A 21,512-nucleotide genomic window follows, 5' to 3' on the forward strand; every position below is an offset into this window, starting at 1 on the left:
GCCATGGCCAGACGCAGACCACCGGAAGAGCACGAGAATCACGAGCGATGGCTGGTGTCCTACGCCGACTTCATCACGCTGTTATTTGCCTTCTTCGTGGTGATGTACTCGATCTCCTCGATCAACGAGGGCAAGTACAAGATCCTCTCCGATTCGCTGGTCGGCGTGTTCAATCAGGTCGATCGTTCGGTCAAGCCCATCCCCATCGGTGAGGAGCGACCTCGGACCACCGAGGCGGAAGTGTCCCAGGTCGAGGATCTGTCGGGCCCGGCTTCGTCGGCGGGGAAGCCGACCCTCGATCCGCTGGAGCGAATTGCGCAGAGCATGCGCGAGACGTTCGGCGAGCTGATCGCCAACGAGCAACTGACGATCCGTGGCAATGAGCTGTGGATCGAGATCGAACTCAACTCCAGCCTGCTGTTCCCCAGCGGCGATGCGCTTCCCAACGACCAGGCATTTCTGCTGATCGACAAGGTCGCCGGAATTCTGGCCCCTTTCGACAACCCGATCCGTGTCGAAGGGTTTACCGACAATCTGCCAATCAGCACCAGCCAGTTCCCTACCAACTGGGAGCTGTCCGCAGCCCGCGCTGGCAGCGTTGTGAGGATGCTTGCAGCGCAGGGGGTGGACCCTTCGCGGATGGCAGCGGTGGGCTATGGCGAATTTCAGCCCGTGGCGGACAACGCGACAGCCGAAGGCCGGGCGCGCAACCGGCGGGTGATTCTGGTGGTGTCGCGCAATCTCGATGTGCGCCGAAGTGTCACCGGAATGGGCAGCAGCAATGTACGGCCTGACGATGCGTTGCGTCGGGCTGGCACACAATCTGCACCGGCTGTGTCCATGTAAGCGCTTCAGGGCGCAGTCGTCAAAACACCGTCGCTTTGCCGTTTTCAGGCAATGCCGTTCCGGTCAGCTTCGCCGGGTGGAAGATCAATGAGAGTCTGGGCTGTAGCCAATCAAAAGGGTGGGGTGGGCAAGACCACTACGTCGATCGCACTGGCGGGCTTGCTGGCCGATTCCGGCAAGCGCGTCGTCGTGCTGGATCTGGATCCACATGGGTCGATGACCAGCTATTTCGGGCATGATCCCGATAACCTGGACCATAGCGTCTTCGATCTCTTCCAGCACCAGGGTACCGTGCCGGATGGCCTGCCGTGGCAGCTGCTGCTGGCCACCAGTCACGAGCGTATCTCGCTGATGCCTTCCAGTACCGTGCTGGCGACACTCGAGCGCCAGTCGCCCGGGCAGAACGGCCTCGGGCTGGTCATTGCCAAGAGCCTGTCGCAGCTGTGGCAGGACTTCGATTACGCCATCATCGACAGCCCGCCGCTGCTCGGTGTGCTGATGGTCAACGCACTGGCTGCCAGTCAGCAGCTGGTGATTCCGGTGCAGACGGAGTTTCTGGCGATGAAGGGTCTCGAGCGAATGGTCAGCACGCTGTCGATGATCAACCGTTCGCGCAAGCAAGCGCTGCCTTACACCATCGTGCCGACCTTGTTCGACCGCCGCACCCAGGCCTCGATGAATACGCTCAAGGTACTGCGAGCCGGTTATGCCGATCATCTCTGGCCAGCGTTCATCCCGGTCGATACGCGGCTGCGCGATGCCAGCCGCGCCGGCCTGACGCCTTCGCAGTTCGATCCGACCAGTCGTGCGGTTCTTGCCTATCGGGCCTTGCTCAAGCATCTGCTGGCGTCGCAAGTGTCTCCGCAGGTGGCGTGAAGTGCCATGCCGCTCGGCGCCTGCCAGCTCAAGTTTGTCGCGCCAGTGGCCGATAGCCTGTTCAGATTCTCATAACGAGTTCGTTCCATGAGCCGCACCGTCCTAACCGAAACCCGATCCCAGCAGGCGCTGCAGTCCTATCTCGATGGGCTGTTGCAGGACGCTGCCATCGAACTGGCCGACTCGGTCAGTCAGGACGAATTCCAGGCGGCCGTGCTCGAGGAGCAACTGCGTGATACGCGGCAGAGCCAACCGCCGCGTCTTGAAATAGTCCAGCCGGCGCCGCCGCCCGTGGTGGAAGCGCCTCTAACGATGCCGTCGGTGCCGACTCTTGAGCCGGTCGTGGAGCTCGAGGTTGCGCCGCAGCTGCCCAGCGAACCAGTCGGAGCCGTGCCTGACGCCCATCCGGGTTGGGGTGAGGAGCCTTTCGAGTGCCTGCTGTTCGATGTGGCAGGGTTGACCCTGGCGGTGCCGCTGGTGTGCCTGGGCTCCATCTATCCGCTGGCCGGACAGGAGCTGACGCCGCTGTTCGGTCAGCCCGACTGGTTTCTTGGCATACTGCCGAGCCAGTCAGGCAACCTGAAGGTGCTGGACACCGCGCGCTGGGTGATGCCTGATCGGTATCGTGACGACTTCCGCGAGGGGTTGCAGTACGTGATCTCGGTTCAGGGCTACGAATGGGGTCTGGCGGTCCATCAGGTCAGTCGCTCGATTCGCCTCGACCCCAGTGAGGTCAAGTGGCGTACGCAGCGCAGTCAGCGTCCATGGCTGGCCGGTACGGTAATCGAGCATATGTGCGCGCTGGTCGACGTGACTGCGCTGGCCGAGTTGATCGCCAGTGGCGCTGTGAAACAGATGCAGGGCGCGACGAAGCCGCGGACGCATTGAAAGCAAACAATTGACGGTCGCGCCTGTTGCGCGGCCCGGCGATAGAATCGACCGCCATTGCGGTAACTGAAGAAGGTGGGGCTATGAAGATGACGTCTGCGCAGGGTTCCGAAGATCCTGTACTGCAATGGGTGACCTTCCGTCTGGACAACGAGACGTACGGTATCAACGTGATGCAGGTCCAGGAGGTGTTGCGTTATACCGAGATCGCGCCGGTACCGGGTGCTCCGAGCTATGTGCTCGGCATAATCAACCTGCGCGGCAATGTGGTGACGGTGATCGACACGCGTCAGCGTTTCGGCCTGGAAACCGCGTCGGTATCGGACAATACTCGAATCGTGATCATCGAGGCGGATCGTCAGGTCATCGGCATCATGGTCGATAGCGTTGCCGAGGTGGTCTACCTTCGCCAATCCGAGATCGAAACTGCGCCCAACGTCGGTAATGATGAGTCGGCCAAATTCATTCAGGGCGTCTGCAACAAGAACGGCGAGCTGCTGATTCTGGTCGAACTCGACAAGATGATGAGCGAAGAAGAATGGGCCGAGCTTGAGAGCATCTGATACATGCTGATCGCGTCGCTGGTCGCATCGTTGGTTGCGCTGGCCTTCTGCTGTCTTGGGCTGCTGGGCTTCTGCCTGTGGCTGCTCAGGCGGCAGCGGTTTCTGGCCGAACAACAGCAGCAACGCGATGCGAACAGGGATAAGCGCATCAAGGAGCTGAGCAGCCGCCTGGATGCCTATCTGGAAGGCAGCTTGCGCATGGGCGATGAGTTGCGTGAGTTGAGTCGCACGCTGGCGCCGTTGCCGGACAAGCTCACCCAGCTGGAACAGCGCGACCCCAACAACTTCTCCTTCTCCCAGGCGGCCAAACTGGTCGGCATGGGCGCAAGTGTCGACGACCTGACGCAGTCGTGTGGCCTGTCGCAATCCGAAGCGGAGCTGATGAGCAAGCTGCATCAGGCTCGCAAGAAACCCTGATTGCAGTTTTTCCGTCGACTGGTCGTCCCTTCCGGGTCTTGTGCCGGAACCTCCCACACCCTGCACATTCCAATCCGTATCAGCTTGGCATTGCTGAGCTTGTCCAGGTCCCATGCTTGGGACGAGGAGGACAATGATGCGGCTTACTCTCATTCTGTTGCTGTTCATGGTTTCGCTCGGCGCTCAGGCCGTCGAGGCGCCAGACGATGTGGACGGCGCAATGACCGTAAACGTCTTTCAAGCCAAGCGCCTTCATGAACTGGGCGCCGTCTTCATCGATGTGCGTGCCGACCGCGAATGGTTATGGGGCCACGTAGAAGGCGCCGTGCACTTCGATCTGGCCAGTGATTTCGTAAGCCTGGCCGGGCCGGAGTGGCCGCGTGAGCTTCCGCTGGTGATTTACTGCGACAGCGAGATCTGCCCGCGTAGCGCGGAAGCCGCAAGAATGGCCGTGGCCTGGGGCTACCAGCGGGTGTTCTATTTCCGTGCCGGCTATTTCGCCTGGCAGCTGCATGATCTCCCTCAGGTCACTGGTGAAGATCGTGCAGCCGTCGTACTCAACGCGCAGGCCCACTGAGTTGCGGCAGGGGCGGCGCTGGTTCGCCTGCGCTCCGTTCGTGGAACCCTGGTGGGCATTTGCCCTTGAGATACCAGGCAAAGGCGATGATCTCCGCGATGGTGCGGTATAACGCTTCCGGGATCTCGTCGCCCAGCTCCAGTTTCGCCAGCAATCTCACCAGATCGGCGTTCTCGTAGATCGGCACCTCATGTTCCCGAGCGATGGCGAGGATTGTCTCTGCTAGCTCGTCATCACCCTTGGCGCTCAGACTCGGCGCGTTGACACCGTCATAGCTGAGCGCGATTGCCTGGCGTGGCTGCTTGTCGGTCATGCCTTTTCGTCCACGAAGCGTTGCTCCAGATTGGTGCTCGGACCCTGCGGTGGCGTGCCTTGCCTGCAGCTCAGTTCTCCGACACTCAGCCCGGCTGCCTGTAGACGCTCACGCAGATGGGTAAGTTCGGTCGCCACCAGCTGGGCCGTGGCACTGCGCTCGGCCCACAGCTGGCTGGTGAGGGTGCCGCGCGTCAACTGTGCTTGAACTTGCAGTGGCCCGAGTGGTGCGACATCGAATGCGAGTTCGATCTTCCAGAGCGGCTCGCCACGCTCCTTTTCCTGCTTTCTCGGCTCTTCTTCGCGCTGCAGCTTGATTTGCAGCGGCACGATATCGCGCTGGTCGCGCATTGGCAGCTCCAGCTGCCAGGTGGTGAGGAGGGCGCCGTCCGGGCCGATTTGTGTCTGCGCGAGACTGGACAGTTGATGGGTCTGCAGCCTGGATACCGCGGCGGCTGCGAGCTTGAGCAGCATTTCGAGGTCGGCTTCTTCTTCCAGGCCAGGCGGCAGTCGGGTTGGTAGCGGGAACCCCAGCGCGAGCTGACGGACATTGCTTTGCGCCAGGGAGCCCAGCGCTTGCCGCGCAAATGCAGGCAACGCCTGGCCCATGGCGGCACTGGCCTGGGCGCTGGCCAGCGGCGTGCTACCTGGAAGATTGGGCATTTGCGCCAGTAGGCGCAGCAGCCCAGCCTTGAGGTCGCCCTGCAGCCCGTCGGTTTGCCCGGCCAGCAAGCGCGCCTCAAGGAACACGCCGCTCCTGGCCAGCGCTGCGGCGAGTGCCTTGGCATCGCCCAGTTGCTGCATTTCGGGTATCAGCCCCAGCAGTTTTTCGGCGGCGCCGCGCAGCCCCTCGGGGAGAGCCCCGGTACCACCCTGTAGAGCCTTGAACAGGCCTTCCAGCGAGGCCTGGCGGTTGTGTTGGGCGCCCAGTTGCTCGCCGAGATGCAGCTGATCGAGGCGCCTGCTCAGCGGAAGGAATGCGAGGGATTGGTCGCCCTTGACCTGCGCTGTCAGCAGGCTGCCGAGTGTCAGCGGGTTGGCTGATTCGATATTCAGCTTCTGTCCAGCGACGGGGCTGTTGAGCAGGCTGATGACCGCCTTGAAGATCTTCTGCCCGTCCTCCGACTGCTGTTGACTGGTCGCCACGACACGGCCCTGGATGATGCTGCCGACCGGCAGTTGCTGAAGGTCGATCATCGAGGCGGGCTGGCGCCCGGCGATCTGTGGAGCGGCCAGCAACCGGGTGTCGGACAGGGCGGTGATGACGTATGCGGTGCCGGGTGGCGGCGCCTTGTTGCTGCTGACCTCGACGGTCGCCTGGCGCCCGCTGCCCATGGTCAGCCGCAGCACCAGCCGAAATGCCTGCGCCGCTTCCCTGATGCTGACTACCTCCGCTTCGGCGTTTTCGCCAGCCGCCAGAAGGCCTTGCATCGGTTGCAGCAGTTTCAAAACGAGGTCATTCGCCGCTGCCGCCTGGCGCGGCGCGCTGCTTGGGGGCAGGGCAGTGGTACTCTTGATCTCGGTCATCTTTCCTCAAATGCTCTTACAACCTTTCGCGTTCGCGGCCCTCGGCAACCAAAGGTTGCCATGTATAATTCCGCCCGCCTGGCCCTGCTTCCTGAGTATAGCGGCCAGGCCTTTTTCATCTTGAGGTGTCGCCAGCCGTGTCAACTCCCTTTCTCGAAGCCGTAGCCCTCGCTTGCGAACGGGATTGGCGGCTGCTTTTCGACAAGCTGGATCTGCGTCTCGAGAGTGGGGAAATGCTGCAGATTTCCGGGCCCAATGGCAGCGGCAAAACCAGTCTGCTGCGCCTGCTATGCGGCCTGATGCAACCAACCGCAGGCGAGGTGCTGCTCAAGGGCCGGTCGCTCAGCGCTCAGCGTGGTGAACTGGCACGCAACCTGTTGTGGATCGGCCATGCTGCTGGCATCAAGGGCTTGCTGACAGCTGAGGAGAATCTCACCTGGCTCTGTGCGTTGCACCAGCCGGCCAGCCGCGAGGCGATATGGCATGCACTTGCCGAAGTGGGACTGCGCGGGTTCGAAGACGTGCCCTGTCATACCCTTTCTGCTGGCCAGCAGCGCCGCGTGGGGTTGGCGCGTCTGTATCTCTCGCCACCGCCGCTGTGGATTCTCGATGAGCCATTTACCGCGCTCGACAAACATGGCGTGGCGCAGCTTGAGAGGCATCTCGCAGCGCATTGCGAGCAGGGCGGACTGGTCGTACTGACCACTCACCACAGCCTGACGGAAAAGCCAACCGGCTACTGTGAGCTCGATCTGGGGCAGCGAGCCGCATGAGCAGCGTATTCACTCTTCTGCTGGCGCGCGAGACGCGTCTGCTGTTCCGTCGCCCGGCTGAGCTGGCCAACCCGCTGGTGTTCTTCGCCATCGTTATCGCGTTGTTCCCGCTTGCGGTAGGGCCGGAGACTCAGCTTCTGCAAACCATCTCTCCCGGCTTGGTCTGGGTGGCAGCACTATTGGCCGTTCTGCTGTCACTGGATGGTCTTTTTCGCAGTGATTTCGAAGATGGCTCGCTCGAGCAGTGGGTCGTTTCGCCGCACCCGCTCGCGCTCCTGGTTCTCGCCAAGGTACTGGCGCACTGGGCTTTTTCCGGGTTGGCGCTGGTGCTGCTGGCGCCGCTGTTGGGCTTGATGTTGGGTCTGCCGCTTGGGACCATTCCGGTGCTGCTGGTTTCACTGTTGCTGGGGACGCCGATTCTGAGTCTGCTCGGTGCGGTGGGCGCGGCGTTGACGGTAGGATTGAAGCGGGGTGGCTTGCTGCTGGCGTTGCTCATCCTGCCGCTCTACATCCCGGTACTGATTCTCGGCAGCGGCGCCCTGCAAGCGTCGTTGCAAGGTCTACCGGCAGTCGGTCACCTGCTTTGGCTGGCCAGTCTGACTGCGTTGGCCGTTACCCTTACACCCTTTGCGATAGCTGCCGGGCTGAAGATCAGCGTTGGCGAATAGCGACACACCCAGATGGCCGGTGCTCACACCCGGTCGACGTAACGAATCTCGGGGCCTGCATTTGCAAGGTCCCGCTGGACGACGAGTCATCCGATGAACTGGACATGGTTTCACAAGCTGGGCTCACCCAAATGGTTCTATGAGATCAGCGGCCGCTGGCTGCCCTGGCTTGCCTGGGCAGCCGTGCTGCTGGTCAGCGTCGGTGTGGTCTGGGGTCTGGCGTTCGCGCCGGAGGATTACCAGCAGGGCAACAGCTTCCGGATCATCTATATCCACGTGCCGGCTGCGTTTCTCGCTCAGTCGATCTACGTGATGCTCGCCGTGGCGGGGGTGGTCGGGCTCGTCTGGAAGATGAAGCTGGCCGATGTGGCTCTGCAGCAGGCCGCCCCCATCGGCGCCTGGATGACCTTCATCGCCCTGTTGACCGGCGCGGTCTGGGGCAAGCCGACCTGGGGTGCCTGGTGGGTATGGGACGCACGGCTGACCTCAATGCTCATCCTGCTGTTTCTGTACTTCGGCATCATTGCGCTCGGACAGGCGATCAGCAATCGTGACAGCGCGGCCAAGGCGTGCGCTGTGCTGGCCATCGTCGGAGTGGTGAACATCCCGATCATCAAGTATTCGGTGGAGTGGTGGAACACGCTGCACCAGCCGGCAACGTTCACCGTCACCGAAAAACCGGCGATGCCAGTGGAAATGTGGCTGCCGCTCCTGGTGATGGTGATCGGCTTCTACTGCTTCTTCGCCGTGGTGCTGCTGATGCGCATGCGCCTGGAAGTGCTGCGTCGCGAATCGCGCGCCAGCTGGGTGAAGAATGAGGTCAAGGCTCTGGTAGGAAACAACTCGTGAACTTTTCATCCTTCGCGGATTTCATCGCCATGGGCAATCATGGCGTGTACGTCTGGACGTCCTATGGCATCAGCCTGGCTGTCCTGATTCTCAACGTCGCGCTGCCAGCCTTGGCACGCCGGCGTTACCTGCAAGATGAGGCGCGTCGTTTGCGCCGGGAGGAGTCGAAGTGAATCCGGTGCGCAAGAAGCGTCTTTTCATCGTCCTGGCGATCCTCGCCGGTGTCGGTATCGCCGTGGCGCTGGCGTTGTCCGCTCTGCAGCAGAACATCAACCTGTTCTACACACCGACCCAGATCGCAGCGGGGGAGGCTCCTGAGGGCACCCGGATTCGAGCAGGCGGCCTGGTCGAAGAGGGTTCGGTGAAGCGTACCAACGACTCACTCAGCGTCGCCTTCCGTGTCACTGATGGCGCCCAGGCGATCACTATCACCTACCAGGGAATTCTCCCGGACCTGTTCCGCGAAGGGCAGGGTATCGTCGCGCTGGGGCGGGTCAATTCCGAGGGCGTTCTGGTTGCCGACGAAGTGCTGGCCAAGCATGACGAAAACTACATGCCGCCCGAAGTAACTCAGGCGCTGGAGAAGAGCGGCATGATGAAGCACTACGAGGGCGGTAAGCAGGAGTACGCGAAATGATTCCCGAGCTCGGCCATCTGGCGATGATTCTGGCGCTGTGCCTGGCAGTGGTCCAGGCCACGCTGCCGCTGATCGGTGCTTGGCGCGGTGACCGACAGTGGATGGGCCTGGCCCAACCAGCCGCCTGGGGTCAGTTTGCCTTTCTCGGTTTCTCCTTCGCCTGCCTGACGTACGCCTTCATGGTCGACGATTTCTCCGTTGCCTACGTCGCCCACAACTCCAACAGTGCCTTGCCCTGGTACTACAAGTTCAGCGCGGTCTGGGGCGCTCACGAAGGCTCCTTGCTGCTGTGGGCCTTCATCCTGGCTGGCTGGACTTTTGCCGTGGCGATCTTCTCCCGCCAGCTACCGGAAGACATGCTGGCGCGCGTGCTCGGCGTCATGGGTTTGATCAGCATCGGTTTCCTGCTCTTTCTTATCGTCACCTCGAACCCCTTCGAGCGGCTGCTGCCGCAGGTCCCAATGGATGGACGCGACCTCAATCCACTGCTGCAGGATTTCGGTTTGATCGTCCACCCGCCCATGCTTTACATGGGGTACGTGGGTTTCTCGGTGGCGTTCGCCTTTGCGATCGCCGCGTTGCTGGGTGGTCGCCTTGACGCGGCCTGGGCACGCTGGTCGCGTCCTTGGACGCTCGTCGCCTGGGCCTTCCTCGGCCTGGGCATCGCCCTTGGCTCCTGGTGGGCCTATTACGAGCTCGGCTGGGGCGGCTGGTGGTTCTGGGATCCGGTGGAAAACGCCTCCTTCATGCCCTGGCTGGTCGGTACGGCGCTGATTCACTCGTTGGCAGTGACCGAGAAGCGCGGCGTGTTCAAGAGCTGGACCGTGTTGCTGGCAATCGCGGCGTTCTCGCTGAGCCTGCTTGGGACCTTCCTGGTCCGTTCCGGCGTGCTGACGTCGGTGCACGCGTTTGCTACCGATCCCGAGCGCGGCGTGTTCATTCTGGTCTTTCTGCTGATGGTGGTAGGCGGCTCGCTGACGCTGTTTGCCATGCGCGCGCCTGTGGTCAAGAGCCAGGTCGGGTTCGGCCTGTGGTCGCGCGAGACTCTGCTGCTAGTCAATAACCTGCTGTTGGTCGTCGCCACGGCGATGATTCTCCTCGGCACGCTCTATCCGCTGCTGCTGGACGCATTGTCCGGTGCCAAGCTTTCCGTCGGTCCACCGTACTTCAATGCGATGTTCGTTCCGCTGATTGGCGCGCTGATGCTGACGTTGGGTGTCGGAATCCTGGTGCGCTGGAAGGACACTCCGCTGAAGTGGTTGCTCGGCATGCTCACCCCAGTGCTGATCACCAGCGTAGTGCTTGGTGGTCTGGGCTCGTTGCTGTTCGGTGACTTCAACTGGGCGGTACTTGCAGTGTCCTTGCTGGCGGCCTGGGTGGTAATCGCTGGCATCCGTGATCTGCTGGACAAGACGCGCCACAAGGGTTTGTTCAAGGGCATGCGCAGCCTCGCGCCAAGCTACTGGGGCATGCATCTGGCGCACCTCGGGCTGGCGGTCTGTGCCATTGGCGTGGTACTCACCAGCCACCAAAGTGCGGAGCGCGATCTGCGCTTGGCTCCTGGGGAGTCACTGTCGCTTGGCGGCTATGAGTTCGTCTTCGAAGGCGCGGTGCATCACGAAGGACCGAACTTCACGTCGGACAAGGCGACCATTCGCGTGCTCGACGGCGACAAGCGGATCGTCACGCTGCACCCGGAAAAGCGCCTGTACACCGTGCAGCAGATGCCGATGACCGAGGCAGGCATCGACGCAGGCTTTACCCGCGACCTCTACGTCGCGCTGGGCGAGCCGCTGGGCGATGGCGCCTGGGCGGTACGCGTGCATATCAAACCCTTCGTGCGCTGGATCTGGCTCGGTGGGCTGATGATGGCCTTTGGCGGCATGCTGGCGGCGAGTGACCGGCGGTATCGGGTCAAGGTGAAAACCCGGGTGCGTGAAGCACTGGGGCTGGCTGGACAAGGAGCCTGATGTGAAACGAGTGCTGATGTTGCTGCCGCTGGCGATCTTCCTGGTGGTGGCGGTATTTCTGTATCGCGGGCTGTTTCTCGATCCGACCGAGTTGCCTTCGGCGCTGATTGGCAAGCCGTTTCCGGCGTTCGAGCTGCCGGCAGTGGAGGGCGACCGGCAGGTTCGCCGCGAGGACTTGCTGGGCAAGCCAGCGCTGGTGAACGTCTGGGCGACCTGGTGTCCGACCTGTAAGGCCGAGCACGCCATGCTCAATCGCCTGGCCGAGCAGGGCGTCGTGATTCACGGCATCAACTACAAGGACGAGAACGCCAAGGCGCAGCAGTGGCTCAAGGATTTCCTCGACCCCTACCAGCTCAACGTCAGTGATCCGGATGGCAAGCTGGGATTGGACCTGGGCGTCTACGGCGCACCAGAAACCTTCCTGATCGACAAGAACGGCATCATTCGCCACAAGTACGTTGGCGCGATCGACGAGCGAGTCTGGCGCGAGCAACTGGCGGCGCTCTATCAGGAGCTGGTGGACGAATGAAATCGATGATCCGCGCGCTTTTGCTGGGTTTGGCCGTCAGCGCTACGGCACATGCTGCCATAGACACCTATGACTTCAAGGACGAAGCCGAGCGCGAGCGCTACCGCACGCTCACTGAAGAACTGCGCTGTCCGAAATGCCAGAACCAGAACATCGCCGACTCCAACGCGCCGATCGCGATGGACCTGCGCGAAGAGATCTTCCGCATGCTGGAGGAAGGCAAGAGCAACGACGAGATCGTTGCCTATCTGGTCGATCGCTATGGCGATTTCGTTCGTTACAAGCCACCGGTAAACGCGAAAACCATGCTGCTCTGGTATGGGCCGGTTGGTTTGCTGGTCCTCGGCTTCGGCGTGCTGACCGTGATTCTGGTGCGTCGTCGCCGGGTCGAAAAGGCACCTGCATCAACCCTTTCCGAGACCGAGCGCGAACGTCTCGCCAAGCTTCTGGATAAAAAAGACTCATGATCGATTTCTGGATAGCCGCCGGCGCCCTGCTGCTGGTGGCATTGGCCTTTTTGTTGTTACCCATCCTGCGTGGCCGTCGAGCCCAGGCCGAAGAAGATCGTACGGCGCTGAACGTTGCCTTGTATGAAGAGCGCCTTGCCGAGTTGACCTCTCAGCACTCTGCCGGAACCTTGACCACCGAGCAGTTGGAGGCTGGGCGAGCAGATGCTGCACGCGAGCTGTTGGAGGACACCGAGAATAGCGACAAGCCGCGAATCGCCAAGCTTGGTCGCAGCGTTCCGCTGATTGCGGCGGTTCTGGTGCCCCTGATGGGCTACGGGCTTTATATGTATTGGGGCGCCAGCGACAAAGTTCAGATGGCTCGACAGTTTTCGGAGCAGCCTCGCACAGTCGAGGAAATGACCGCTCATCTGGAGCAGGCCGTACAGGAGCAGCCGGATTCTGCCGAAGCCTGGTACTTCCTGGGTCGTACTTATATGAACCAGGAGCGTCCAGCCGACGCAGCCAAGGCTTTCGGGCGCGTGGTGGAAATTGCGGGCCGTCAGCCCGAGCTGCTCGGTCAGCTGGCGCAGGCGCTCTATTTCGCCGGTGACCGTCAGTGGTCCGATAAGCTTCAAGCCCTTACTGACGAGGCGCTGCAGGGCGATCCGCAGGAGGTGACCAGTCTCGGCCTGCTTGGCATCGCGGCATTCGAGGAAGCGCGTTATCCGGATGCCGTGCGCTTCTGGGAGCAACTGGTTGCGGCGCTTCCCGAAGAAGATCCTTCGCGCGAAGCGATCCGTGGCGGCATCGAGCGGGCGCGGCAGCAGATCGAGGGGGGCAGCTCCACCACCGAACAGGCTTCAGCGGCAAGCGAGAAGGCTGATAACGCAGGGGCCACGCTTCAGATTCAGGTTGCGCTGGACCCGAAGGTGGCGGAATCGGTTTCGCCGCAGGATACGGTTTTCGTATTCGCTCGCGCAGTAGCGGGGCCACCCGTTCCGCTGGCAGCAAAACGCCTGACGATTGCCGATCTGCCTGCAACCGTCACGCTTGGCGATGCCGATGCGATGGTGCCTTCGATGAAGATATCCAGCGTCGAGCAGGTCACGGTAATGGCGCGGGTCTCCCGTTCCGGCGACGCAACAAAAGGTGAGTGGATGGGTCAAAGCGAAGCGCTTGATACTGCGAGCGATAACGCCATTGATCTGGTGATCGACCGCGCCGAGGCTCCCTGAACACCCATGAGGTAGAGATGCACACGAATTCGTCAGCACACCCGCTTAGGCTTGCGCGGTTCGGCCCGCGGGTCGTACTGCTCGGATTGACATTGGCGCTCGGCGCTTGCGCAGGTAATCCCTACGGTTCCGCGCCTCAGGGGCCTGCTCCAAGTCCGGTGCCGCGTGCGCCCGAGCCCAGTGGGCCGGTTATCTCACCCCCTCCTATCAAGGCGCCACCGGCACCCAGGGCTCCAACTACCCAGAAGAGCCATCCGCGTTATGCGCCACCACCGCACGTGGCTGCGCACTGGGACAATCGTCTTGGGGTCTATGTCGTGGAGGGGCGTGATCTCTTTTACCGGGAGCGCCTGTATTACCGGTGGGATGGCGACTGGTACTGTGCTGGGCGCCCCGATGGCCCGTGGGAGCCGGTCGCGCCGCCCAGTGTTCCGCCGGGTCTTCGTGACCGCTATTGATGTTACTCCTCGGCAGCGGGCGCTAACTTTTTGCGCTTCAGCCTAAAGGCGGCTTGCCTATTGCCGATAAAGGTTCAGCACCGTTGCACTGCAACGTTCCCAGCTGGCTCGGCCTATGCCGTCCATCGGACTCATGCCCCGGAGTCGATAATGAATGCTTCCGTCAAGCGCCTCGAAGAAACTGGTTCCGCTCTACGCGATGCGCTGACGCAGCAGGACTGGGCCGCAATCAGTATGCTGGATCGCGAGTGCCGTAATGCTGTCGACGAGGCGATGCAGGCACATGAACGCGACAACGGCGTGGTTCGTCAGCGGTTGCAGGAGCTGCTTGATCTGTATGGTGAGCTGGTAATGACCTGCCAGATTGAACAGGCACGGGTCGCAAGCGAGCTGCGTCAGCTGAATCAGTCTCAACAGGGCACCAAGGTTTACCAGCTATTCGCCTAAGCGTGGCCTCAGGCCCGACAGCTTCAAATTCTTCCCAGGATCACTGGGGCTGAATTCTTCCTCAATATTTATCATTACAAAGTATGTGGCATTATGCCGCTACCCTTTTGTTGGCGAGCGGCTAATTGGCGCTTATTGCCTGGTAAATACCTATCTTCGCGGTCATCGTGCACCGAAGTCTTCAAATCGATCTTGAGGTGTCTCTCAAGGTACTGATTTTTGGCTCGTTCTTTGGTCGCTAATTCACGCCATAAATTTGACTCAGTTCATTTTTTCATTAATCTACGTTCCATCTGCCATCAGTGTGATCGCCGTTCTTCCATGGATGCGAGCGCAGGCTTTCTTTCAGCTTCTTTAGAGCCCTATAAACAAGATGTGGCGTGAAACCAAGATTTTGTTGATAGACGATGATCACGACCGCCGGCGCGACCTGGCCGTCATCCTGAACTTTCTCAGCGAGGATCATCTGGCTTGTTCAAGCAGTGAATGGCAGGAGGCGGTCGCCGGCCTCGAGTCCAGCCGTGTTGTCAACGGTGTCATGCTGGGCGACGTGTCCTCCAAGGGCGGCGCTGTCGAACTGATCAAGCAGATGGGCAAATGGGATGAGAATGTCCCGCTGATGCTGATCGGTGAGCCCGCTCCGGCGGACTGGCCGGACGATCTGCGACGCAGAGTGCTGACCAGCCTGGAAATGCCACCCAGCTATAACAAGCTGCTCGACTCCCTGCACCGTGCGCAGGTCTATCGCGAGATGTACGACCAGGCAAAGTCCCGTGGTCGCCAGCGCGAGCCCAATCTTTTCCGCAGCCTGGTCGGCACCAGCCGAGCGGTGCAGCACGTCCGGCAGATGATGGAACAGGTCGCCGACACCGAAGCCAGTGTGCTGATTCTTGGTGAGTCCGGCACCGGCAAGGAAGTGGTTGCGCGAAATCTGCACTATCACTCGAAGCGGCGTCAGGGGCCTTTTGTACCTGTCAATTGCGGAGCGATTCCGGCGGAGTTGCTGGAAAGCGAACTGTTTGGTCACGAGAAGGGTGCCTTTACCGGTGCGATTACTGCTCGCGCGGGTCGTTTCGAGCTTGCCGAGGGCGGCACGCTGTTTCTCGATGAGATAGGCGACATGCCGTTGCCGATGCAGGTCAAACTGCTGCGGGTTCTGCAGGAGCGCACCTTCGAGCGTGTTGGCAGCAACCGTACGCAGAATGCCGATGTGCGCATCATCGCGGCGACGCATAAGGACCTGGAGAAAATGATCGAGGAGGGGACCTTCCGCGAGGACCTCTACTATCGTCTGAATGTCTTCCCCATCGAGATGGCGCCGCTACGGGAGCGCGTCGAGGATATCCCGTTGCTGATGAACGAGCTGATCTCGCGCATGGAGCATGAAAAGCGCGGCTCTATACGTTTCAACTCAGCTGCAATCATGTCGCTATGCCGGCACGACTGGCCGGGTAATGTCCGCGAGCTGGCAAACCTGGTAGAGCGCATGGCGATCATGCATCCCTATGGCGTTATCGGGGTAATGGAGCTGCCGAAGAAGTTTCGCCACGTCGACGACGATGATGAGCAGTACGCGACCAGCCTGCATGATGAGATGGAGGAGCGTGCGGCAATCAGTGCGCCAATGGTAGTACCCGAAGCTCAGGCGATGCTGCCGATCGAGGGTCTGGATCTCAAGGAATACCTCGGCAATCTTGAGCAGGGGCTTATTCATCAGGCTCTCGAAGATGCTGGTGGCGTGGTGGCTCGGGCGGCCGAGCGGTTGAGGATTCGCCGAACCACGCTGGTCGAGAAAATGCGCAAGTACGGCATGAATCGTCGCGACGACGATATGGGCGACTAGCACGCTGCTAGCGGTTCTAAAAAGACGTTCAAAAAGGCCACCTGGATCAGGTGGCTTTTTTCGTTTGGCATGGTCGTGCCGATGGCGGGACGTGCTGAGTGCCGGGCACGAAGATTGCTGGTCCCCGTCAACCGACTTTCTTTTGACAGGCGCAAGCGACCCGTGAATTCCGTCACCAAGCCATCCGAAAGTTCATTCGATGCCCCAGACGTGCTGGCGCTGACTCGATCACTGGAGCTCTTTCGTCAGGTATCCGGACAGCTTGGTGAATCCGAGGAGCTGTTGCAGGTACGCGTCGCCGAGCTCAAGGGGCAACTTGCCGAGGCCGGCGAGCTTCGACGACAGGAGCTGGAGGAGAAAGAGCGTCTCGCGCAGCGATTGCAGAGCGTTCTCGACCTGCTGCCAGGTGGCGTCATCGTGATCGATGGGCAGGGTGTGGTGCGCGATGCGAACCCGGTTGCTCTTGAGCTGTTGAGCGAGCCACTCGTGGGGCACCCCTGGCGCGAGGTGATTGGCCGCTGTTTTGCGCCGCGGCGGGACGACGGGCACGAGATATCGCTACGCAATGGTCGCCGCCTATCGATCGCTACGCGCTCGCTTGCCGGGGAACCTGGTCAGCTGGTGCTGCTCACCGACCTTACCGAGACCCGCCGACTCCAGGATCAGCTGGCGCGCCATGAACGGCTGTCGTCGCTAGGGCGCATGGTGGCTTCGCTTGCCCACCAGATTCGCACTCCGCTGTCCACCGCGTTGCTATATGCCAGTCACCTCGAGCAGGGTGGCCTGAGCGAACAGCAACAGCAGCGCTTCGCCGGTAGCCTCAAGGCTCGTCTGCACGAACTGGAGCATCAGGTCCGTGACATGCTGATCTTCGCCCGCGGTGATCTGCCGCTGAACGACCGACTGAGTCCGGCTGCGCTGTTGTCGGCGCTGCGTTCGGCCGGCGAGCCACGTCTTCAGGGCGCCAGCGTGCGCTGGCAGTGTGACGTGCAGGGGGTGGAGGTGTTGTGCAATCGCGATACGTTGGTCGGAGCATTGCTCAATCTCATCGAAAATGCGTTACAGGCCAGCGTCGGGGCGCCGCGTCTGAAGGTCCACCTGTATCGCCGCGACGAAACGGTGCGGGTTTGCATAAGCGACTGCGGTAAAGGCATCGACGCCGAAACACTGGGTCGGTTGGGCGAGCCGTTTTTCACCACCCGAACCACGGGAACCGGCCTGGGTCTGGCAGTGGCCAAGGCCGTTGCCCGAGCCCATCAAGGTGACCTGCAGTTGCGCTCGCGGCCAGGCCGCGGAACCTGTGCGCTGATGAGCCTGCCGCTGATTCCCGCCACTCACAAACCGGAGTGACCTGTATGGCCGCCACGATACTTCTCGTCGAAGACGATCACGCCCTGCGCGAAGCCCTAGGCATCACGCTGCAGCTTGGGGGCTACGATTACCGTGCCGTCGATTGCGCCGAAGCGGCCTTGTGTGCGCTGCAGGAAGAGTCATTCGGCCTGGTCATCAGTGACGTGAACATGCCCGGCATGGACGGCCACGAACTGCTCTCGCTGGTTAGGCAACGCTACCCGCAGGTGCCCGTGCTGCTGATGACCGCCTTTGGCGCGGTAACGAGGGCGGTGGATGCGATGCGCCAGGGCGCTGTCGATTATCTGGTCAAGCCGTTCGAGCCAGGCACATTGCTTGAGCTCTTGGGGCGTCATGTGAACGGCATCGCTGCTACCGAGGCAGAAGGGCCGGTGGCGCTCGAGCCGTCCAGCCAGCAGCTGCTGGCTCTTGCCCGGCGGGTGGCGCAAAGTGACTCCACCGTACTGATCTCCGGTGAGTCAGGCACTGGCAAGGAGGTGCTGGCGCGCTATATCCACCAGCAGTCACCGAGGCACTGCAAGCCATTTATCGCCATCAATTGCGCTGCCATTCCGGACAACATGCTCGAGGCAACCCTGTTCGGGCATGAGAAGGGCGCTTTCACCGGCGCGATTGCCAGTCAGCCTGGCAAGTTCGAGCAGGCCGACGGCGGTACTTTACTGCTCGACGAGATATCCGAGATGCCGTTGGGGTTGCAGGCGAAACTGCTACGTGTGCTGCAGGAGCGAGAGGTCGAGCGGGTCGGTGGGCGGAAGCCTATCGCTCTGGATATTCGTGTGCTCGCCACCACCAACCGTGATCTCGCTGGCGAGGTAGCGGCGGGTCGCTTCCGTGAGGACCTCTATTACCGTCTTTCGGTTTTCCCACTGGCGTGGTCGCCGCTGAGGCAGCGCCCGGCCGATATTCTGCCGCTGGCCGAACGCCTGTTGGTCAGCCACGCCAGGAAGATGCGCCAGGCGCCTGCGCGGCTTTCGGCCGAGGCGCAGCGCTGCCTGGTGGCGCACGCGTGGCCGGGCAACGTGCGCGAACTGGACAACGCGATACAGCGAGCGTTGATTCTTCAGCAGAGCGGCATGATCCAGCCGCAAGATCTGTGCCTAGCGGGTGTGGGCGGTGTCACCAACTTGCCTGTCGCCAGTAGCGCGGCACAACCGTGCGAGGGCGCTGCAGGGGAGACGGGGGGCTGTTCCGGACTGGGGGATGATCTGCGCCGCCGCGAGTTCCAGTTGATCATCGATACCCTGCGTGCCGAACGTGGACGGCGCAAGGAGACGGCTGATCGCCTGGGCATCAGTGCGCGCACCCTGCGTTACAAGCTGGCGCAGATGCGCGACGCCGGGATGGATGTCGAGGCATCGCTCTACGCGGGCTGAGCGCGCTCCCTTCAACCTCGCTCTGATAAGCTGCCGCCATCCTCATGATGGAGATTTCCAGGTGCACAAAGACTTCTGGCAGGAGCGCTGGGCTCGCAACGAGATTGGTTTCCACCTTGACGATGTTCATCCCGGCATGCGTCGCCACTGGCCGCGACTGGCGTTGCCTGATGGTGCGACGGTGCTGGTGCCGTTGTGCGGCAAGAGTCTGGATCTGACCTGGCTGGCCAAGCAAGGGTTCAATGTCGTGGGGGTGGAGCTGAGTGAGAAGGCTGTAGACGCGTTTTTCTCCGAGCAGCAGCTCGAAGCTGAAATTTCCCAGCGTGGGCCGTTCAAGGTCTATCGCTCCGGTACCCTGGAGATCCGTTGCGGCGACTTTTTCGCGCTCAGTGCGGCCGATGTCCTCGGGTGCCAGGCGGTCTATGATCGCGCCGCCTTGATCGCATTGCCGCACGCGATGCGTCAGCGGTACGCGGCACTGATGTCGAGCATCCTCCCGGCCGGCTGTCAGCAGCTTCTGGTTACGCTGGATTATGACCAGGCAGAGATGGAAGGCCCGCCCTTCGCGGTGGGTACGAGTGAGGTGCGCGACCTGTACGCCGCTGAGTGGAGCGTGGAACTGCTGGAAGCCAAGGAAGTGCTGGAGCGTAATCCGCGGATGCGCGAGCGCGGTCTGACGCGGCTCGAGGAGCACTTCCATTGGCTGCAACGGCGGGTCTGACCCGCCGCTTGTAATGCTGCGGCGATCAGCCGTCGGCCTGTAAGCGGCGGATGAACGTGTCGGCCTCGTCGATGGCGCGCTGCATGTCAGCCATCAGCTGGTCGACGTTGCCCTGCAGCGTGCGGTACTCCCCGTGCAAGGCGCTTATCGCGCGAGCATTGAGGTTGTGCTTGAGAAACAGCACCTGATCGCGCAGAACGCTGAGCACCGGGTCGATGCGTTTCTCCGCCGCTTTCATCCGCTGGATCAGCGTTCGGTATTCGGTGCGGGTCCGGTTGAGTTCTTTGGCGCTGGCGGCTTTCAGGCTGGCGTTGCTGTATTGCTTGAGTTCGCTTTCCCATTCCCTGAACAGCGCGTCGGCCACGTCTTCGACCGCTTCGATGCGGGCGCGGACGTCACGCGCACTCGCTACGCTGGCTTCGTACTCTTCATTGAGTGCGTCGTAACGCTTCTCCAGATCGCCGCCCTTGACCTCGACGACGCTGCGATAGCGCTCCAAAGCATCCTTGAACTGCTGTTTGGCTTCCTGCTGCGCGTCACGCGACTCCTCCACACGATCGACCAGGATATCGCGCTTATGGATACCGGCCTTCTCCATCGCTGAATAGTAGGCGCTCTGACAGCCGCCGAGCGCGAGCAGTGCGAAGCAGGCGAATATGAAACGACGCATGGCGATTCCTTGTATGCGGGTTGAGTCTGCATAGACAAAAGAAAAGGGCGACTTGCGTCGCCCCTGTTGCGTTCAGTGCAATTAGCCGCGCTGGCGGAGCGCTTCGATGCGGTCTTCCAGCGGCGGGTGGGTCATGAACAGCCCGGCGAGGCCATGCTTCAGCGAACCGTTGATGCCGAATGCCTTGAGCGTGTCGGGCATGTGAACCGGCATGCCCTGTTCGGCACGCAGGCGCTGCAGGGCGCCAATCATGGCGCTGGTGCCGGCCAGTTGGGCACCGGCCTCGTCGGCACGGTACTCGCGTTTGCGCGAGAACCACATGACGATAATGCTGGCGAGCAGACCCAGTACCAGTTCGGCAAAGATCGTCGCGACGAAGTAGCCGATGCCGTGGCCGTCCTCGTTTTTCAGGATCGCCTTGTCGACGAAGTTGCCGAAGATACGTGCGAAGAACATGACGAAGGTGTTTACCACACCCTGGATCAGCGCCAGGGTCACCATGTCGCCGTTGGCCACGTGGCCGATCTCGTGGGCAAGCACCGCTTTCACTTCATCCGGCGAGAAGCGCTCGAGCAGCCCCTGGCTGACCGCCACCAGTGCGTCGTTGCGGTTCCAGCCGGTGGCAAAGGCGTTGGCCTCGTAGGCCGGGAAAATGCCGACTTCGGGCATCTTGATGCCGGCGTCGCGCGACAGTTGCTCGACTGTCTGCAGCAGCCACTGCTCGTGACGGGTGCGCGGCTGGCTGATGATTTCCGTACGCGTACTCATCTTCGCCATCCATTTGGAGATGAACAGCGAAATGAGCGAGCCCGCGAAGCCGAAAACCGCACAGAAGACCAGCAGGCTGCCGTAGTTCTGGCCGGTATAGCGATCGACCCCGAGCAGCTTCAGGGTGATGCTGGCGATGACCAGTACCGCAAGGTTGGTGGCCAGGAACAAGAAAATGCGCATCATGTTGCGGCAGACTCCAGGGTAGGAATTGAAGAACGATAGGCTATATAAGGTGCGCCCTTGAGCTATTCAACCGGGCGACTATTTCAAGCTATGTCGCTTGTCCATGGAGGCTGGGATGCAGTGGTGCGCCGGACTGGCTTTCGAACATCAATCGGGCCAACTGAGCGATGCGCTCGCTGTTCGCGCACTTCAATGCCTCGCGAAGCTGATGGGCGAGGCTGGCCTGAATGCGCAGCACGCTGGGAGGGAGGCTGAGGTCGTCGGCGATCTGTCCAGGCACCGCTCGTGACAGGCGCACGAAGCCTTTTTCGGTGAGCACCGCCTGGTCCAGCGCCTGGAAATGAATGGTGCTCTCGTAACGCAGATAGCCCTCCTCGGCGAGCCAGAGCAGGGCACCCAGGCAGCTCTGGTGGCGTTTGGAGGGAAGGCCGAACTCATCCGGCTCTTCCCGGCCGATCAGATCTTCTACATACAGTGAGACCTTGCGTGGGAAGGCCTGATAGAGCATCAGCAGGCCACCCGCTGCGTCCTTGTAGAAATCGTCGATCTGCAAATCCAT

The 21,512-nt window shown here is 61.5% G+C and carries 26 protein-coding genes; 21 read left to right on the top strand and 5 right to left on the bottom strand.

The genetic code is table 11. The features are described 5' to 3' along the window. The first annotated feature begins 3 nt into the window (after positions 1–3). The 6 genes from motD (at position 4) to IEG05_RS06945 (ending at position 4,167) form a co-directional block, all read left to right on the top strand. On the top strand, positions 4–846 hold the full coding sequence (gene motD / locus IEG05_RS06920) for a flagellar motor protein MotD (protein ID WP_191121792.1): 843 nt from the start codon (positions 4–6) through the stop codon (positions 844–846). 87 nt (positions 847–933) lie between these two features. Next, a complete protein-coding gene (locus tag IEG05_RS06925; protein WP_014820844.1) occupies positions 934–1,722 on the top strand; it encodes a ParA family protein in 789 nt (262 codons plus the stop codon). Positions 1,723–1,809: 87 nt separating this feature from the next. After that, on the top strand, positions 1,810–2,610 hold the full coding sequence (locus IEG05_RS06930) for a CheW domain-containing protein (protein ID WP_101274882.1): 801 nt from the start codon (positions 1,810–1,812) through the stop codon (positions 2,608–2,610). A gap of 83 nt (positions 2,611–2,693) precedes the next feature. Then, positions 2,694–3,173 (top strand): chemotaxis protein CheW, encoded by a 480-nt coding sequence (locus IEG05_RS06935; protein WP_014820842.1) that lies wholly within the window; start codon positions 2,694–2,696, stop codon positions 3,171–3,173. Between the two features lie 3 nt (positions 3,174–3,176). Then, the gene (locus tag IEG05_RS06940; protein ID WP_041014448.1) at positions 3,177–3,590 is read left to right on the top strand and encodes a DUF2802 domain-containing protein; all 414 of its coding nucleotides are present in this window, start codon (positions 3,177–3,179) and stop codon (positions 3,588–3,590) included. Between the two features lie 136 nt (positions 3,591–3,726). Further along, positions 3,727–4,167 carry a rhodanese-like domain-containing protein gene (locus IEG05_RS06945; protein ID WP_014820840.1) on the top strand — a complete coding sequence of 147 codons (441 nt, stop codon included), beginning with the start codon at positions 3,727–3,729 and terminating at the stop codon, positions 4,165–4,167. On the opposite strand, the gene IEG05_RS06950 is transcribed toward IEG05_RS06945, so the two are convergent. Continuing rightward, the gene (locus IEG05_RS06950; RefSeq protein WP_014820839.1) at positions 4,148–4,480 is read right to left on the bottom strand and encodes an EscU/YscU/HrcU family type III secretion system export apparatus switch protein; all 333 of its coding nucleotides are present in this window, start codon (positions 4,478–4,480) and stop codon (positions 4,148–4,150) included. The two genes, IEG05_RS06945 and IEG05_RS06950, sit on opposite strands and share 20 nt — an antisense overlap. Then, positions 4,477–6,006, bottom strand: coding sequence for a flagellar hook-length control protein FliK (gene fliK / locus IEG05_RS06955; RefSeq protein ID WP_191121793.1), 1,530 nt, complete (start codon positions 6,004–6,006; stop codon positions 4,477–4,479). Before fliK ends, IEG05_RS06950 begins: the two co-directional genes overlap by 4 nt. 137 nt (positions 6,007–6,143) lie before the next feature. Between fliK and ccmA the strand changes: the two genes are divergently transcribed. The 15 genes from ccmA (at position 6,144) to IEG05_RS07025 (ending at position 19,329) form a co-directional block, all read left to right on the top strand. Next, entirely contained in the window at positions 6,144–6,779 is a 636-nt protein-coding gene (ccmA, locus tag IEG05_RS06960; protein ID WP_014820837.1) for a cytochrome c biogenesis heme-transporting ATPase CcmA, read from the top strand. Then, positions 6,776–7,447, top strand: coding sequence for a heme exporter protein CcmB (gene ccmB / locus IEG05_RS06965; RefSeq protein WP_014820836.1), 672 nt, complete (start codon positions 6,776–6,778; stop codon positions 7,445–7,447). Before ccmA ends, ccmB begins: the two co-directional genes overlap by 4 nt. Positions 7,448–7,540: 93 nt before the next feature. After that, entirely contained in the window at positions 7,541–8,296 is a 756-nt protein-coding gene (locus tag IEG05_RS06970) for a heme ABC transporter permease (RefSeq protein ID WP_125861582.1), read from the top strand. Continuing rightward, positions 8,293–8,469, top strand: a complete 177-nt coding sequence (gene ccmD / locus IEG05_RS06975; RefSeq protein WP_014820835.1) for a heme exporter protein CcmD — start codon at positions 8,293–8,295, stop codon at positions 8,467–8,469. The genes IEG05_RS06970 and ccmD overlap by 4 nt, the downstream gene beginning before the upstream one ends. Then, a complete protein-coding gene (gene ccmE, locus IEG05_RS06980; protein ID WP_041014444.1) occupies positions 8,466–8,933 on the top strand; it encodes a cytochrome c maturation protein CcmE in 468 nt (155 codons plus the stop codon). The genes ccmD and ccmE overlap by 4 nt, the downstream gene beginning before the upstream one ends. Next, positions 8,930–10,903 (top strand): heme lyase CcmF/NrfE family subunit, encoded by a 1,974-nt coding sequence (locus tag IEG05_RS06985; protein ID WP_191121794.1) that lies wholly within the window; start codon positions 8,930–8,932, stop codon positions 10,901–10,903. The genes ccmE and IEG05_RS06985 overlap by 4 nt, the downstream gene beginning before the upstream one ends. Before the next feature lies 1 nt (position 10,904). Next, positions 10,905–11,432, top strand: coding sequence for a DsbE family thiol:disulfide interchange protein (locus tag IEG05_RS06990; protein ID WP_102828911.1), 528 nt, complete (start codon positions 10,905–10,907; stop codon positions 11,430–11,432). Next, positions 11,429–11,899, top strand: coding sequence for a cytochrome c-type biogenesis protein (locus tag IEG05_RS06995; protein WP_191121795.1), 471 nt, complete (start codon positions 11,429–11,431; stop codon positions 11,897–11,899). The genes IEG05_RS06990 and IEG05_RS06995 overlap by 4 nt, the downstream gene beginning before the upstream one ends. Then, on the top strand, positions 11,896–13,116 hold the full coding sequence (ccmI, locus tag IEG05_RS07000) for a c-type cytochrome biogenesis protein CcmI (protein WP_191121796.1): 1,221 nt from the start codon (positions 11,896–11,898) through the stop codon (positions 13,114–13,116). The genes IEG05_RS06995 and ccmI overlap by 4 nt, the downstream gene beginning before the upstream one ends. Before the next feature lie 17 nt (positions 13,117–13,133). After that, the gene (locus tag IEG05_RS23245; protein ID WP_041207339.1) at positions 13,134–13,574 is read left to right on the top strand and encodes a hypothetical protein; all 441 of its coding nucleotides are present in this window, start codon (positions 13,134–13,136) and stop codon (positions 13,572–13,574) included. Positions 13,575–13,724: 150 nt separating this feature from the next. Beyond that, positions 13,725–14,021, top strand: a complete 297-nt coding sequence (fliT, locus tag IEG05_RS07005) for a flagellar protein FliT (protein WP_014820829.1) — start codon at positions 13,725–13,727, stop codon at positions 14,019–14,021. 373 nt (positions 14,022–14,394) lie between these two features. Continuing rightward, entirely contained in the window at positions 14,395–15,864 is a 1,470-nt protein-coding gene (locus tag IEG05_RS07010; RefSeq protein ID WP_042926965.1) for a sigma-54 dependent transcriptional regulator, read from the top strand. A 162-nt stretch (positions 15,865–16,026) separates the two neighbouring features. After that, entirely contained in the window at positions 16,027–17,214 is a 1,188-nt protein-coding gene (locus IEG05_RS07015; RefSeq protein WP_045665532.1) for a sensor histidine kinase, read from the top strand. 5 nt (positions 17,215–17,219) lie between these two features. Next, positions 17,220–18,608 carry a sigma-54-dependent transcriptional regulator gene (locus IEG05_RS07020; protein ID WP_102832857.1) on the top strand — a complete coding sequence of 463 codons (1,389 nt, stop codon included), beginning with the start codon at positions 17,220–17,222 and terminating at the stop codon, positions 18,606–18,608. A gap of 61 nt (positions 18,609–18,669) precedes the next feature. Next, positions 18,670–19,329: a thiopurine S-methyltransferase gene (locus IEG05_RS07025; protein ID WP_102832856.1), complete on the top strand. Its 660-nt coding sequence runs from the start codon at positions 18,670–18,672 to the stop codon at positions 19,327–19,329. 25 nt (positions 19,330–19,354) lie between these two features. Here the strand turns inward: IEG05_RS07025 and IEG05_RS07030 are convergent, their stop codons facing one another. From IEG05_RS07030 to IEG05_RS07040, 3 genes are all read right to left on the bottom strand, one after another. Beyond that, positions 19,355–19,999 (bottom strand): DUF2959 domain-containing protein, encoded by a 645-nt coding sequence (locus IEG05_RS07030; RefSeq protein WP_102832855.1) that lies wholly within the window; start codon positions 19,997–19,999, stop codon positions 19,355–19,357. An 81-nt stretch (positions 20,000–20,080) separates the two neighbouring features. Beyond that, complete coding sequence (gene htpX / locus IEG05_RS07035) at positions 20,081–20,953, bottom strand: protease HtpX (protein WP_003299548.1); 873 nt, start codon at positions 20,951–20,953, stop codon at positions 20,081–20,083. 88 nt (positions 20,954–21,041) lie between these two features. Further along, positions 21,042–21,512 (bottom strand): hypothetical protein, encoded by a 471-nt coding sequence (locus tag IEG05_RS07040; RefSeq protein ID WP_191121797.1) that lies wholly within the window; start codon positions 21,510–21,512, stop codon positions 21,042–21,044.

The organism is Stutzerimonas kunmingensis (genome assembly GCF_014764705.1).
GTDB lineage: Bacteria > Pseudomonadota > Gammaproteobacteria > Pseudomonadales > Pseudomonadaceae > Stutzerimonas.